Here is a 14,311-nt window from a genome sequence, read left to right on the forward strand (position 1 = left end):
CCCGGCTACCGCCAGCCGTACCGCTCACGCAGCCGGTCCACCACCAGCCCGAAGCGGCCCCGGTCCAGCGCGCAGGCCTCGCGCCGCATCCCCGCGTCGTGGACCCGCAGCACCCGGTCCAGGTCCACCCACGACTCCCGCCCCGCGGAGTCCCACGGACCCGAGCCGATCGGGACCCACTCCCGGTCGGCGTCGTGCCGCTTGCTGGACAGCTGCACGGCGAGCAGGGTCGCCCCGCCCGCCTCGCGCGCCACCACCAGCACGGGGCGGTCCTTGCCCCGCCCGTCGTTCTCCTCGAAGGGGACCCAGGTCCACACGATCTCCCCCGGGTCGGGGTCCCCGTCCGGATCGGGCGCGTACTCGGTGCGGACGGGCCCGATCGCGAGCGGATCGGCCTCGACGGTGGCACCGAAGCCCACCCGCCCGGGCTGCTCGGCGTAACCGTTGCCGTGATGTGAAAGTGCCGTCATTTCGCGGAGATTACAAGGCTTTGATGCCCCGTCGCGCGCCTCCCGGCCGCCCCGGATCAGGGGCGCGCGGTCGCTGCCCGGCAGGGGGGAGTGACCTCCATCCCCTTCAGGTAGCGGTCGTACTCGCTCGGGGGAAGCGGTTCGGGGGCCAGCGAGCACAACGTCGTGCGCCAAGCGGCGAGGTCCACTGTGCGTCGTACGAGTGAGCCGTCGGCCCCCATGGTCAGTACCGAGCCGTCCGTGCCGTTGAAGGTGGTCACACTGCCTTCGCCGTGTCCCGTCATCGCCCAGCTGCCCCGTGCCTCGCCCGTGCTGGCGTCCCAGAACTGCAGGCCCGAGTCGCTTCCCGTGCCGTATGCGTGGACGAGCAGGGTGTTGTCGGTGCTGAAGGCGACGCCGGACTGTCCCTCCGGGGCGACTGCGGCTCCCTGGACGACATGCCCCGAGGTGAGGTCGAAGACGACGAGGCGATGGTCGCCGTTGATCACCACGGCCTTCTCGCCGTGTCGGCTGAGTGCCACCGACATCCGGAAGTCGGATCCCCCTGGGATCTCCCCTCGGTAGACCTGCTGCAGCCCCTTCCCTTCCATCCAGCGCCACACTTTCAGTTCGTCCCGGTCCACCAGGGCGACCGTCGTGCCGTCCACGCTGGTGGCCCGGGACGCGTCCGGTCCCGTCCCGAGCGGCAGGGACTGCACTACCTGCCAGGTGCGTGGGTCGATGACCTGGAGTGTGTGATCCGTGATCCCGAGGAACCGGACGTGGTCGGCGAGAAATGCCACCGGCTCCGTGCGGCGCTGAGGGCGCCAGGGAGCGCCCGTCCGGCGCCCGTCTCGCGGGTTCCACAGGCTGAGGGATCCGTCCTCGTCGACGGTCACCACACGCGCCCGGTCGGAGGAGGAGATGAGCCGGCCCCTCCCGTCTGCCCCGCGCTGTCCGATCCATCCGATTCGGCCGATCGGTTTGACGCCGTCACCGTCCACGCTCCACAGCTCCGAGCCCTCCGCCGTGGGCCGGACGGCGAGCCGCCGATCCGGGGTCAGCTCATTGGACGTGATCCGCTGTTCGTTGGCGAGCGTGGTACCGGCCTGGAAGCTGGTGGCCGAGAACAGGGAGATGGCGCCGTCGTTCGATGCGGCCACCACCCGGGTGCCGTCACCTGATCCGGCGAGGGACACCACGGGGTAGGTGAAGGAGCCGAGGACCCGTCGGCGGTTCGCGGCGTCCTGCACGACCACCGACTGGCCGTCGGCCGTGAATCCGGGCCGTTCCTCGGCCGTGGCCGCCTCGGTGGGGGTCAGCCGCCTTCCGCTGCCCACGTCCCAGACGTCCGTGTGCATCCCGCCGCTCGTGGTGACGGAGACCCGGGCGCCGTCCGGTGAGAGGGTCACACCGAAGCGGGCGTCCCGGTCGAGCCGGGGATAACCGCCGAGGGTACGGGGTGCGCTCCAGGTCCCGGAGCCTGGCATGAGGAAGCGTACGGTCCCCACCGACGAGTCCAGGGCCACTAGCCGGTGCGCACCGTCGAAGGCCAGCTTCACGCCGTCCTCGACAGCGCCCTCTTCGAGGATCTGCCTGCCTGTGGCCGTGTCCCACACCGCCAGGCGATAGACGGCCGAGGACTCACCGGTGGGGGTGAAGAACGCTGCGGCGACTCTCGTGCCGTCACCTGAAAAAGCGAAGGAGCGCAGGTTCATGTATCCACCGGCCAGCTGCTGGCCGTTGCCGGCCGTGATTCTGCGCAGGAGCTTCCTTTGGGAGACGTCCCACAACTCGATCTCGTTGAAAGGTGTTTCCACTGCCAGCATGCGGCCGTCCCAGCTGAACGCGAAGCCGCCCCCGTCTTGCGGCCATGCCTTGCCGACCAGGTCGGGCAGCCGTGTTCGGGACCGGATGTCATAGAGGTGTACGGCGTACTTGGAATCGCTCATGACGTCGGGGTCGAGGCCCGAATAATAGGCCAGGACCGCACCATCGCGGCTCATTGCCACCTTGGTGGCCGGGGAGTGTCCGGCGCCCTGGAAACGGGCCACGCTTTCGTTCCCCCGCTGAAGGTGTTGCGCGGTGCTGTCGTTCGCGGCGATCGCCCGGCCCAGGGCCTGCGCTGCCTGGCCGGTGGGCTCGACGGCGTAGGCGTACAGCGCGAACTGGGCGGCCTTGCGCGGGTCGCTGGGAGCGACTTCCAGCGCGCGGGCCGCGAGTGAGCGGGACGCGGCCGTGCGCGCGCGGGCCGATGCCTCTCCGCTCTTCCGCCAGGCGACGGTCCAGGTGGTCCCCAGCCCCAGGAGGAGCACGACGAAGGCGGCCACGGCCGCACGGAGCCGGCGCCCGGCATTCCGATCCTCCTGACGCCCCCGGCTGTCCAGGACGTCCTTGGGGACGTTGTGGATCGGTGCGGCGAGGGTGACGACCTTGTCGCGGAAGGGGTGGCCCGGCGCATACGACAGGTCGGCGGAGTCCCGAAAGGGCCGCAGGTCCACCCAGAGGGGCTCGGCTGTGAACGCTCCGCTCAGCTCCCTGGGGATCGCGGTGGTCCGCGCCCAGTCGAAGTCCCGCCGTGTGCGATCCCAGACGATCTCCCCTGCGGTGTAGGCCAGCAGAAGATGGTCCATGGAGCGGCCGGCCCGCCACAGGGCCAGCTCCTGACGGACCCAGGGAGAGGCGGCGGCCTCGGGCGAGCCGACGAGTACGAGGTACCGGGAGTTATCCAGTGCGGCACGGATGCTCCCGGGTAAATCACTGCTTGCGGCGAGGGAGGTGCAGTCCCGGAACACCTTCAGCGTCCGACGCCGTCGCCACCCCTTGCGCAGCAGCTTCTCCAGGCCCTCCTGCAGCCCGTCGGCCAACGGTTCGTCACGCTGTTGACTGTAGGAGATGAATGCGTCGTACATTGGTTCCATGAGGCTCTCCGGCAAGCTCTTTCGGTGTGTGTGATCGGCGCCACAGGCAGGTTCCCATGGAAGCCGTGGTGCCCTGTCCTTGGCGCCGGGCGCCGCCTCAGGAGGTGACCTGGGGGGCTCCCGGGGTGAGCCTGTCGCCGTCGTGGGTCCAGACGGTGATGGCGGTGCCGCTGGGGCAGCAGGTCGAGTCCCCGTCGCGGAACCAGTTCTCGTGCACGACGACCTGGTGCAGGGCGATCTGGAAGGCGACCTGGGTGGGCATCGATTGCGGCAGCTGCTGTCGGGGCGTGAGCGTGCCGATGACGGTGAGATTGCCTCCCGTCCGGCCGATGAGGACCCCGCCCCAGGCCAGCCGGCCGGCAGCGGTACCCCCTCCGTTGTGGCAGCCGATGGTGACGGCTGCCTCGTCCCGGCCGTCGCCGTCGATGTCGCCGTACGCGACGTCCCGTTGGAGGTTGACCAGAACCGGCCCCCACGTCCGGGACGTGCCCCAGGCTTCGCCCTTTTCGTCGAACCGCACGAGCCCCGGTACGCCGCAGATGTCGCCGGGGACGGGCGTGTGCGCCCAGTCGACCGTGTGAAGGTCCTCAGGGGCCGGGCCGATTGTCCCGACCGCCGCCGGTGACGACATGCTCGGCTGGGGCGTCCGTGGGTCCTCGGCGCCGGGTGGACGGGTGTCGGGTGACTGGGTGGCGTGCTCGATCCGGGCCCCCGGGTGCGGGGTACCGCAAGCCCCGGTCAGGAGGATCAGTGCCGGCAGCGCGGTGAGTGAGAGGAGCCGCGCGGTGCGCCCTCGGCCGTTGGTCATGGTGTGCTCTCCGTCCTCCGGCGTTCAGGCGCAGGGAGGGTCGTAGTCGCGGCCGGGCTGGTACTGCGCCCACTGGCCGCGTGTGATGGGGATGGACTCCGCGCACAGACGCCGCAGGATGGCGGTCTGGTCGACCGTCCATAACTGCACGCCCCGTGTTCCGCTGCCGGCCAGGCGCCGTCCGTCCGGGCTGAAGGCGAGCGATACGGCAGAAGCCAGGCTGTTTCCGTCGCTGAGCGAGGTGACTTCGACGAGCCGTGCCAGGTCGCCGACCGCCCAGAGTCGGATGAGGCCGTCCTCGCCCGCGCTGGCCGCGAGTGCTCCGCCGGGGTGGTAGGCCAGCCCTTCCACCGCTCCGGTGTGACGGTCGGAGGTGCCCAGGCGCCTCGGCCGGCCAGGGCGGTCGAGGTTCCAAGAGGTGACCGATCCGTGGTCGTCACCGACGAGCAGGGTGCGGCCATGGGGGCCGAATGCCAAGGAGTTCGCCGCTGCGCCGGAGATCTCGATCTTCCCTTCGGTCGTCGGCTGGGCGTGCTCCCGGACGCTCCAGAGCCGTACGGAGCCGTGGCCGCTCAGTGTCGCGAGGAGCTCGCCGTCCGAGCTGAAACCGAGGGCCTGGTGAACCGGGGAGGTGTCGTCGAGCGTCGCCAGCAGGGTCGGTCGCGCCCGGTCGGCGATGTCCCACAGTTGCACTGGCTTGCCCAGCGAGCCCATGGCCACGATCGGGAGCGACGGGCTGAAGGCGATGGCCTGCGCTCCGTCGGACCGTGAAACCCCCGAGGTCAGGAGGTTTGGGCGTGCGGGGTCGGTGGTGTCCCATGTGACGGCCGGGATGCCGGAGGTCACGGTGTGCCCGTCTGGACCGAAGGCCACGGCCTGGCCGCCGATTCTGTACGTCTCCAATGTGGACTCGAGGCGGGGCCCGTTGCGGCCGTCCACCCGCCACACCTGGGTGGGTATGCCGGAGGCCAACAGGCTGCTGTCGGGGCTGAAGGCGGGCGGGTACCCTCCCGCCAGTGGCAGGTTGACGACGGCCGAGCTCCGCTCGTCGCCCGACAAGGGCCACAGGCGCACCGTGTCATTGGCCGGTGGGCTGCCGGACCGCGGGACATCGGAGCTGACCGAAGCCAGGGTCCGCCCGCCCGGACCGAAAGCGAGGGCGTCGACGGACACCGCGTGTCCGCCGAGGCGGGCGCCGGAGCGGGGACGGGTCGGGTCGGAAACGTTCCAGAGCTCGACCACCCCCTGGTCACCGGCGGTGGCCAGCGTCGTCCCGTCCGGAGAGAACGCGACCGCGACGACTCCGAGCGTTGACTTCACCTGCAGGTCCGGCCGGACGACCGGATGCGCGGGGTCCGCAACGTCCCACAAGCGCACCCGGTTGTCCCTGCTGCCTAGGGCGAGGACTTGACCGTTCGCGCTGAACGCCACGTACTGAAACGAGGGGAACATCCCCCCGACCGGAGGGGTGGTGACGGTAGCCGACAATCGCAGTTGCGCGGTGGCGGACACCGCCCACAGGCTCAGGACTCCCTCTTCCTGTTGGGTGGCGATCAGATTGCCCGTGGGGCTCGCGGCCACGGTGGCGCCGGGCAGGGGTCCGATCGGAGCCGGGTGGGACGGGTCCTTCGCGTCGAGGACGGTGCCTCCCTTGTCCGCCAGGACGAACAGCTTTCCGTCCGTGGTGAAGACGAGGGTGTTCACTGGACCGGCCGTCGCGGACGTCACGCTCACGGAGCTGGGCCGACGGCCCGAGGCCACATCGAAGAGCCGCACCTCGCCCTCGCGCGTCCCCACCGCCAGCAGGTGTCCGTCCGCACTGAAGGCGACTGCGGTCGGATAGCCCTGCGGCACGTCCAACGGCGTGAGAGGACCTCCGGTGGTTGGTTCGAGCAACCCTACTTCGCCGCCCGCCAGCGCCAGCACCCCTTGACTGCTGTAGGCGGCCGCGCGGGTGGATCCGGGGGCACGGATGACACGGGGCAGTGCTCCGCTTTCGACCAGCGCCCCCGTCGCCTCGGCGGTCGGTGCGAGCCGGTAGGCCTGCACGAGCAGTTGGCGCGCCAGGTCGGGCTGAGTGTCCTGGATCGACCTGGCTTCCGCCACGAGCTGCCGGGACTGTGCCACCAGTGTCTGGGCCAAGGCCTCGTTGCGCTGGTCGTAGGCGGTGATTCCGCCGGCCACCGCGGTGAGCAGCAACGTGGTGAGGACCGCGATCGTGGCCCTCACCGTACGGACGGTCCGGCGGTGCTGGCGCAGGTGGTCGCCGATCAGCTCGTCCTTGGACCTCCCGGTCAGGGGGGCGACGAACTCCGCCGCGCATTCGATCAGCCGCGGGTCGGCCGCCGTGGCGCCACCCTGATGCCGTAGCCAGCGCAGGTCCACCCAGCGCGGCTCGTCGGTGAACGCGTGCGCCAGCTCCTCGTGCGGAAGGGCGTCGGTCCGTGACCAGTCGAAGGTCCTCCGCCCGGGGTCCCAGACGAGCGTGCCCTCGGTCCAGGCGATGAGCAGGGTGTCCACCGAACGGTGGGTGAGCCACCAGTGGATCTCGGCACGGACCCAGGGAGAGGCCGCGGCGGCCGGACTGGCCATGAGCACGAGCCACCGTGACCGGGCCAGTCCCCGCTCGATCTCCGCCCAAAGGTGCGGACTTGCCGCGAGGTTGGTCTCGTCACGGAAGAGCTTCAGACTTCTGGGTCGGTACCACGGGCGGTCGAAGGTCTGTAATCGGTTCTGGAAGGCTTTCGCCAGGTCCTTGTCCCAGGCGTGGCTGTACGAGACGAAAGCGTCGTATTCGAATGCCCCGTCCTGACGTCGGCTCACCGCAGTGTCTCCCCCGCCCGCGATGTTCAGCGCGCTTCGCGGGCCGAGCCGGTCGCCGGCCCTCCGACGCCCTCCGGCGGGTCGGAGGGGATGCGCGGTCCGGGTACGGGCCGGATCAGTGACTCCGCATCCCGTACGCCGGCCAGGCGGGCGAAGCCTACTGCGTACGAGTGGAGTTCGCTCTGGACCCGCTGCAGCTCCGCGCGGCAGGCAGCGCTCTGCTCCCACGAGGACTCGGGGCCCCCGGGGTGGGCCAGTTCGAATTCCCTCAGCCGGGGATGCCACTGCGAGAGGAAGGGCCTCAGCTCGCGGTTGAGCATGGTGATGGCGAGGGACTCGACCGTCTGCCCGCCCGGTACCGGGGCCGAAGGGCGGGAGGTCTTCAGGGTTTCGCGTGTCGTGGCGAAGAGCCCGTACAGGGAGGTCAGTGCCTCCCGGAGCACTCCCTGGTCGCTGGCCAGCGGCTGGGTGGACACCCGTGTCACGGTCTCCACGAACATCTGCCAGGCGACCTGGCGGGCATCGTTGTTGACGGCGAACGTAAGTTCGCTCAGCTGTGGGATGGTCACCTTCACCTCGGTGAGGCGGGCGGTGCGCTGATACCAGTGCAGGACGAGGACGGTCAGTGCCCCCGCGATGCCGCCGGTGACCACGAACAGGATGCGGCCGGTCACCTCGGTGAGGCTGAAGACCGCAAGCCCCGTCAGCGCGCCGATGGCCGTCGCCGCGACCAGCCGGACGGTCGTTCCCGAGTTGCCCCGGCGCCATCCCGGCCGGGCTCCGGAACGCTCTGATCGTGCACTCATCGGCTCCCCCGTACCTCGCCTGTGAGGCAAACATATCCCCAACACCGGTTGGGTGAAGGCGATATGGAAGTACCGCACCTCGCAACCTCGATGTACTCACCGTTGGTGCCGACGGGGGAATGGGGTGTCCGCCGGGCCGTACGTCTCATCGTGCCGTCCGGTATGCGCCGCCTGAGGTCCTCCCTATGCCCGCCTTAAGCGGAGCCTAACCTCGCCGTTTCAGTTGGCGTGGGTCCGGATTCTGTGTGGTAAAGCGAAAGTGCCTTCTGAGCTGGGACGATGAACCTTGTCGAGGGGTTCTGTCGGTCCAGCTGGAAGGCACTTTCTGCGTGCAGGGTATCGGTTCGCGTCCCAGGCTCTATGTCTCTGCTGACGGTGCGGGGGTGGTTGGTCACGCCGGAGCACGGTTGCTGGCTGATCTTGCCGATGCCACCGGGCTGACCAGCGCGTACTCCACCGTACTGAGGCCGCTTCGTCCACGCGGCACTGGTCATGACCCGGGGCGGATCGCCACCGACCTCGCGGTGATGGTGGCTGATGGCGGCGAGGCCATCACGGATCTGGCCGTGCTGCGTGACCAGAGCGAGGTGTTCGGTCCGGTCGCCTCCACGCCGACGGCCTGGCGGCTGCTGGCCGCCGTCGACGAACGCGTACTGGACCGTCTACGCTCGGCCCGCGCTCAGGCCCGGGAAGTGGCCTGGCTGCAGGCATGCGAGACCCGCTCAGGGATACCAGCGGCGAAAGCCGGCGGGCGGGAAGTGCCCGGCCTGGTCCTGGACCTCGACGCCACGCTGGTGACCTGCCATTCCGAGAAGGAGGCGGCCGCGCCCACCTACAAAGGCGGCTTCGGGTTCCACCCCCTGCTGTGTTTCCTGGCCAACACCGGCGAGGGCCTGTCCGGGCGACTTCGGCCCGGGAACGCCGGAGCCAATACCGCCGCTGATCACATCGCGGTGCTGGACGACGCTCTCGCGCAGATCCCCGACGCCCAACGGCACGGCACCGACATCCTCGTCCGCACCGACAGCGCCGGATCCGCGAAAGCCTTCCTCACCCACGTCCGAGACTTGCGGACACGCGGAATCCGCACCTTCTTCTCGGTCGGATACGCCATCACCGAGCCGGTCCGCCGCGCGATCCGGGCCCTGCCCGAGCAGGTCTGGCACCCCGCCCTGGACCAGGACGGCACGCTGCGCGAGGGCGCCGAGGTCGCCGAACTGACCGGCCTGGCCGACCTCGCCGGCTACCCGGCCGGCACCCGCATCATCGTCCGCCGCGAACGTCCCCATCCCGGAGCCCAGCTCTCGCTGTTCGACCAGGACGAGGGCCTGCGGCACCAGGTTTTCCTCACCGACACCCCCTTCACCTCCGGCCCGGCCCAGTTCCTGGAGGTCCGCCACCGCCAACACGCCACCGTCGAGGACCACATCCGGTGCGGCAAGACCACCGGCTTCGGCCGCTTCCCCTCCCGCCGCTTCCCGGTCAACGCCGCCTGGCTCGAACTCAGCCTCGCCGCGATCGACCTCCTCGCCTGGACCCGCGTCCTCCTGCTGGACGGCGAACTCGCGGCTGCCGAACCCAAGAAACTCCGCTACCGGATCCTGCACGTCGCCGCCCGATCACCCGGGGCGGCCGCCGCCTCCGCCTTCGGATATCGGCAACCTGTCCCTGGCGACATGAACTCGCAGCCGCATTCCACCGCCTGGCCGCACTGCCCCGTCCCGCCAGCTGACTCGCCGTCCCCGCCCACCCCCGACTCAAGGACCTCGGAGAACCCGACCCGGCGTCGGGCCCTCAGCATGTCCACCGGCCGACACGGCCGCAAACAACCTCGCTCAGCCGCCCAGCAACGCCAACTGAAACGGCGAGGCTAAGGTTCGTGGATGGTGTCCCGGGAGGGGGGATTGTCCGTTTCGGGGCGGCTAGCGTGCTGCCGCATACCGACTCCCCAGTAACAGAGGCAGGCACGTCATGGGCAGCACGACCGGTCACCGTCGCAAGGTCAACGGCAGGGTGAAGGCGGCGGGCGCGATCGTGGTGGCGGCGGTGATCGGTGGCGCGGCCCTCGCGTTCACCGGGACCGCACAGGCCACCGCCGTCGGCGCCGTGTACACCACCTCCAGCTCCTGGAGCGGCGGTTACACCGGCCAGTACGTCATCACCAACGGCACCGACCGGGCCCAGGCCGACTGGACCCTCCAGTTCGAGCTGCCGGCCGGTACCAGGATCGACTCCCTGTGGAACGGCACCCACACCGTCGACGGGCAGCGCGTCACCGTGAAGCCCGCGAGCTGGAACCGGGAGCTCGCGCCCGGGGCCTCCGTCACCGTCGGGTTCGTCGCGAGCGGGCCCGGCGCTCCCGGCAGCCCGAAGGGATGCCTGATCAACGGCGTCAAGTGCTCCGTCGACCAGAGCGCCACCCCGCAGCCCAGCGGCCGGCCCACCACCCTGCCGACCCCGGCCCCGACCGCCTCGGCCGCTCCCACGGCCACGCCCACGGCGACCGCCTCCGCCTCGCCGACGGCCGCCCCCACCGGCAGGCCCACCGCGACCGCGCCGGCGCCGGCGCCCGGCGGCGGCGCGCGCTTCGCCCCGTACGTGGACACCTCCCTCTACCCGGCCTACGACCTGCTCGACACCGTGAGCCGCGCCGGCGTCAAGGAGTTCCACCTCGCCTTCGTCACCGCCGGCGCCGGCTGCACCCCGATGTGGGGCGGTGTCACCGACCTGGCGGGCGACAAGGTGGCCGGGCAGATCGGGGCGCTGCGCGCCAAGGGCGGCGACGTCCGGGTGTCGTTCGGCGGGGCGGCCGGCCGCGAGCTGGCGCTCAACTGCGCGAGTGCCGACGAGCTCGCGGCGGCGTACGGCAAGGTCGTGGACCAGTACCGGCTCACCAAGGTCGACTTCGACATCGAGGGCGCGGCCCTGCCCGACACCGCCGCCAACGTCCGCCGCGCCCAGGCCATAGCCCGGCTGCAGAAGTCCCACCCCGGCCTGGACGTGGCGTTCACCCTGCCCGTGATGCCCGAGGGGCTGACCCAGCCGGGCGTGGCGCTGCTCTCCGACGCCCGCAGGAACGGTGTGCGGATCGACTCGGTCAACATCATGGCGATGGACTACGGCCCGGCGTACGCCGGGGACATGGGGCAGTACGCCGTCCAGGCCGCGACGGCGACCCAGGCCCAGCTGAAGGGGGTCCTCGGACTGTCCGACCAGGCGGCCTGGAAGGCCGTGGCCGTCACCCCGATGATCGGCGTCAACGACGTCGCGTCGGAGGTCTTCTCGGTCTCCGACGCGACGCAGCTCGTCGAGTTCGCCTCGGCGAAGGGCATCGGCCGGCTGGCCATGTGGTCCGCGGCCCGCGACAAGCAGTGCCCCGCGGGCACCCTGGACCACGCGGACGCCACGTGCAGCTCGGTCCTCCAGCAGCCGCTGGCCTTCACCAAGGCGTTCAGCGCCCTGCGCTAGAGGGGGGAGCGGGGGCGGGGCCGCCCGAAGACCTGAGGACCTCCAGCACCTGCGCCGTGATCGCGGCCTCGTTCCCCTCGAACTCCGGCCCGGTCAGCCGGTCGGCCTCGGCGGGCAGGCCGGTCAGGACGGGGGTGTGGAGGTGGCCGCCGGGCAGGCCCGGGCGCAGTTCCAGCCGGAGCCGGTTGGAGCGGTAGGCGACCTCGTTGGAGAGGTAGCCGCCGCCCCCGCCCGCGACGGCGCGGGAGCCGGGCGTCGGTCCGTCCTCGCGGTCCACCGGCGTCGCCGACCCGGCCGGTATCTCGGTCACGGCGGTGTTGAGCCGTACGGGGTAGGGCGCCTGGACCGCGGTCATGGCGTCCGTGGGCAGGCTGGTGCGCAGGAACTCCGCCCCGGGGCCGAGGCCCGGCGCGGTGGCCGGGTTCTCGCGGGTTCCGCCCGACAGGGCCCGGACGTTGTCCGGGTACGGGTCGGCGGAGCGGTTGCGGCCCGCCCAGGCCTCCAGGGTGAAGAGGCCGGGGTAGCCCTGGCTGATGCTGGTGATCATGTCGGCGGAGCGGGGGCCCTCCGCCAGCCGGGGTCCGTAGGCCCGTTCGACGATCCCGGCGTCGAAGTCGGCGTAGCGGACGGGCAGGACGACGGCCCGGATCTCGGCGGTGGTGCCGTCGGTCAGGGTGACGCGGCGTCCGTTGAGCTGGAGGGCGGCCGAGCCGGAGGGGTTGGCCCGGCGCAGCTCGGTGTCCAGGCCGAAGGGGTCGAAGCCGCTCACGAAGATCCGCCGTACGCCCCGGGTGCCGCGGAACCCGTTGTCGGTCAGGCCGCGCGAGGCGTCCTCGAACCGGGACTTCAGCGCCGCCCGGTCCACCGCGAACCCGGGCCGCCAGGCGTCGAGCCGGGCGGTCATCGCGAGCCGGGTCCAGTAGAGCGGCCGGTCGTCGCGGTCGGGCAGGTCGCCGCCGGGCCGGCGCCCCTGCGCCCGGTTCACGGCGGCCTGCCACAGGGCCTCGCCCCACGCCCCGACCAGCCGCTGCGCCCCGGCGGCGTCGCGTACGCCGCACAGCGCGGCCGGGAAGCGGCGGACGAAGCCGTCGAGCCCGGCGTGCTCCGGGAAGGCGGCGGCCCGAGGGTCGGACAGCCGGCCCTGCTCGGCGTCGGGCCGGGCGGCTGCCTGCGCGCCGGGGGCGGCGGGGCAGGCGGGCGGGGTGTCCGCACGGGCGGCGGTGGCCGGCAGGAGGGCGGTGACCCCGAGGAGGGCGGCGGCGAGCGCCGCGCGGCGTAAGAGCATCATGCCGTGTGACATTACACAGAGGGTGCGGAGTCCCGGCAGTACGCCCGCGCGGCCCTGCGGGCCGCCGTGGATGATCTGGTTGTGGTCGACCACGTCCTGCGCCGTGTACGGGGGCAGGTCCTCGGTGTGCCGCTCGTTGACCGGCGGTGAAGAGGCTCAGTACCGCCCGCTTGTCGTCCTGCACGCTCATCGTGTGCGCTCCCTGGCGATCACGGTGTGGATCAGGTCGCCGTGAGCATGGGCGGACCGGGTGTGCGGACGGTCAAGGCAGTGTCGGTGGGGGCCGCCGCCTTCAACCGCCGTCAAACGCCGGTCTGGTGGGCCGGCTCGCGCCGGTCGCCGCCGGCGGCCAGTGCGCCGCCCAGCCCTCCGCCGCCTCCAGCTGCGCCGCCAGCGACAGCAGCCGCGGCTCCGAGTCCGCCGGGCCCAGCAGCTGGGCGCCGACCGGCAGCCCGTCCGGGGTGAAGCCCGCCGGGACGCTGATGCCCGGCCAGCCCAGGACGTTCCACGTCCAGGCGTAAGGGCAGGCCGCGATCATCGCCCGGTCCGTGGCCAGCGCCCCCAGCCCCGCCAGGGCCCCGATCCGCAGCGGTCCCGTGGCCGTCGTCGGGGTGAGCACCGCGTCGAAGCGGCCGAACAGCTCCCCGACCCGGTGGCGCAGTGCCGCCTCGGCCCACCGTGAGACCCGCAGTGCCGTCCCGCCCAGCAGCCGCCCCGTGCGCACCGCCCCGTGCGTGCGCGGGTCCAGCAGGCGGGGGTCGGGCGCCCGCTCCGCCAGCTCCCTCACGCCGGCGGTCGCGCGGGGGGCGAAGGTGAGGCCGATCGGGCCGTAGCGGGGGTCCTCCGGCACCACCTCGTGCCCCAGCTCCTCCAGCCGTCCGGCCAGCCGCTCCACGGCCGAACGCACCACGGGGTCGCAGGACTTGCCCGTCGTGGCGGTGAAGGCCGTCCCGAAGGACAGCGCGATCCGCATCCGGCCCGGCGGCCGCCCGGCCGCCTCGACCGCCGACACCGGGGCGGGGCGGTGGAGGTCCCCCGGGGCCGGACCGCTCGCCGCGTCCAGCAGCAGCGCCGCGTCCGCGACCGTACGGGCCAGCACGCCGTTGACCGTCAGGCCGTGGAAGGCCTCCGGCTCCGGCCACGTCGAGATCCGCCCCCGCTGGGGCTTCACCCCCACCAGGTGCGTCCAGGCCGCGGGGATCCGCACCGAACCCGCCCCGTCGGATCCGAGCGCCGCCGGCACCAGCCCCGCCGCCACGGCCGCCGCCGAACCCCCCGAGGAGCCGCCCGGGGTGTACGCCGTGTCCCAAGGGTTGCGGGTCGCGCCGAAGGAGGGCCCCTCGGTGAAGGGCCACTGGCCCAGCTCGGGCGTCTGCGTCTTGCCCACGACGACCGCCCCCGCCGCACGCAGCCGGCGCACCGCCTCGCCGTCGGCCCGCTTCGGCGGGAAGTCCCCCGCGCACCCGAACGCCGTCGGCTCCCCGGCGACGTCCATGTCGTCCTTGACGGCGACGGGCACGCCCAGCAGCGGCAGCCGCTCCCCGCGGGCCAGCCGCCGGTCGGCGGCCTCGGCCTCGGCGAGCGCGGCCTCGGCGCGGACGATCCGGAAGGCGTTGAGGGAGGACTGCGAGGCCGTGATCCGCGCGAGCGAACGCTCCGTCAACTGCCGCGCCGTCACCTGCCCTTCGGCCAGCGCAACCGCCATCTCCCCGAGCCCCGACACGACGTCCCCCACGGACAACCTCCCC

The 14,311-nt window shown here is 72.0% G+C and carries 8 protein-coding genes and 1 pseudogene; 2 read left to right on the forward strand and 7 right to left on the reverse strand.

Annotated features, from left to right (window positions below; genetic code table 11):
- Positions 1 to 5 precede the first annotated feature (5 nt).
- From ACFY15_RS08650 to ACFY15_RS08670, 5 genes are all read right to left on the reverse strand, one after another.
- A complete protein-coding gene (locus ACFY15_RS08650; protein ID WP_390825241.1) occupies positions 6 to 470 on the reverse strand; it encodes a type II toxin-antitoxin system PemK/MazF family toxin in 465 nt (154 codons plus the stop codon).
- A gap of 56 nt (positions 471 to 526) precedes the next feature.
- On the reverse strand, positions 527 to 3,361 hold the full coding sequence (locus ACFY15_RS08655) for a toll/interleukin-1 receptor domain-containing protein (RefSeq protein WP_390825242.1): 2,835 nt from the start codon (positions 3,359 to 3,361) through the stop codon (positions 527 to 529).
- A 106-nt stretch (positions 3,362 to 3,467) separates the two neighbouring features.
- On the reverse strand, positions 3,468 to 4,178 hold the full coding sequence (locus tag ACFY15_RS08660; RefSeq protein ID WP_390687026.1) for a hypothetical protein: 711 nt from the start codon (positions 4,176 to 4,178) through the stop codon (positions 3,468 to 3,470).
- A gap of 24 nt (positions 4,179 to 4,202) precedes the next feature.
- The gene (locus tag ACFY15_RS08665; protein ID WP_390825243.1) at positions 4,203 to 7,001 is read right to left on the reverse strand and encodes a TIR domain-containing protein; all 2,799 of its coding nucleotides are present in this window, start codon (positions 6,999 to 7,001) and stop codon (positions 4,203 to 4,205) included.
- A 26-nt stretch (positions 7,002 to 7,027) separates the two neighbouring features.
- Positions 7,028 to 7,807, reverse strand: a complete 780-nt coding sequence (locus ACFY15_RS08670) for a hypothetical protein (protein ID WP_390687028.1) — start codon at positions 7,805 to 7,807, stop codon at positions 7,028 to 7,030.
- Positions 7,808 to 8,118: 311 nt separating this feature from the next.
- Between ACFY15_RS08670 and ACFY15_RS08675 the strand changes: the two are divergent.
- Positions 8,119 to 9,539: pseudogene (locus ACFY15_RS08675) on the forward strand (IS1380 family transposase).
- A 239-nt stretch (positions 9,540 to 9,778) separates the two neighbouring features.
- Entirely contained in the window at positions 9,779 to 11,275 is a 1,497-nt protein-coding gene (locus ACFY15_RS08680; protein ID WP_390825244.1) for a cellulose binding domain-containing protein, read from the forward strand.
- On the opposite strand, the gene ACFY15_RS08685 is transcribed toward ACFY15_RS08680, so the two are convergent.
- Positions 11,259 to 12,563: a pyroglutamyl peptidase gene (locus ACFY15_RS08685; protein WP_390687030.1), complete on the reverse strand. Its 1,305-nt coding sequence runs from the start codon at positions 12,561 to 12,563 to the stop codon at positions 11,259 to 11,261. The genes ACFY15_RS08680 and ACFY15_RS08685 overlap by 17 nt on opposite strands.
- Before the next feature lie 292 nt (positions 12,564 to 12,855).
- Complete coding sequence (locus ACFY15_RS08690; RefSeq protein ID WP_390687064.1) at positions 12,856 to 14,268, reverse strand: amidase; 1,413 nt, start codon at positions 14,266 to 14,268, stop codon at positions 12,856 to 12,858.
- Positions 14,269 to 14,311: the final 43 nt, after the last annotated feature.

This window comes from Streptomyces sp. NPDC001373 (assembly GCF_042895815.1).
Lineage (GTDB): Bacteria > Actinomycetota > Actinomycetes > Streptomycetales > Streptomycetaceae > Streptomyces.

What these genes read in the sequence shown, in the direction of transcription:
- ACFY15_RS08685 (WP_390687030.1), bottom strand. Translation starts at nt 12,563, where the DNA reads ATGATGCTCTTACGCCGCGCGGCGCTCGCCGCCGCCCTCCTCGGGGTC.
- ACFY15_RS08670 (WP_390687028.1), bottom strand. Translation starts at nt 7,807, where the DNA reads ATGAGTGCACGATCAGAGCGTTCCGGAGCCCGGCCGGGATGGCGCCGG.
- ACFY15_RS08660 (WP_390687026.1), bottom strand. Translation starts at nt 4,178, where the DNA reads ATGACCAACGGCCGAGGGCGCACCGCGCGGCTCCTCTCACTCACCGCG.
- ACFY15_RS08655 (WP_390825242.1), bottom strand. Translation starts at nt 3,361, where the DNA reads ATGTACGACGCATTCATCTCCTACAGTCAACAGCGTGACGAACCGTTG.
- ACFY15_RS08690 (WP_390687064.1), bottom strand. Translation starts at nt 14,268, where the DNA reads ATGGCGGTTGCGCTGGCCGAAGGGCAGGTGACGGCGCGGCAGTTGACG.
- ACFY15_RS08680 (WP_390825244.1), top strand. Translation starts at nt 9,779, where the DNA reads ATGGGCAGCACGACCGGTCACCGTCGCAAGGTCAACGGCAGGGTGAAG.
- ACFY15_RS08650 (WP_390825241.1), bottom strand. Translation starts at nt 470, where the DNA reads ATGACGGCACTTTCACATCACGGCAACGGTTACGCCGAGCAGCCCGGG.